This window comes from Cobetia sp. SIMBA_158 (genome assembly GCF_046566945.1).
In the GTDB taxonomy this organism is placed as follows: Bacteria; Pseudomonadota; Gammaproteobacteria; order Pseudomonadales; family Halomonadaceae; genus Cobetia; species Cobetia amphilecti.
On record NZ_JAWJYL010000340.1, the window covers coordinates 1 to 274 of the forward strand.

The following is a 274-nucleotide window of genomic DNA, read 5'->3' on the forward strand; positions in this document are numbered from 1 at the left end:
CTATTAGTCTAGGTGAATTTGCAACACAGATGAAGAACGCTGGTATTCCTATGGGAAGAAACCGATTCTTTGCATGGCTTAGAGAAGAAGGTTATCTGCTAACTCAAGATTGGAACAGACCGTCTCAAAAGAGTATGGATCTTGGTGTAATTGAAGCGAGGCAAAATATTACTGTGTTACCTGATGGGACTGAAAGGATCAGTTTCACTCCACGCATCACAGGTAAAGGCCAAGTTTACTTCATCAAGAAACTGAAGAAAGAGATGTTTATTGG

At 40.5% G+C, this 274-nt stretch carries 1 protein-coding gene; it reads left to right on the top strand.

Translation table 11 applies throughout. The features are described 5' to 3' along the window. On the top strand, positions 1-274 hold a 274-nt coding region (locus R2R70_RS20200), incomplete at both ends, for a phage antirepressor KilAC domain-containing protein (RefSeq protein WP_410978932.1).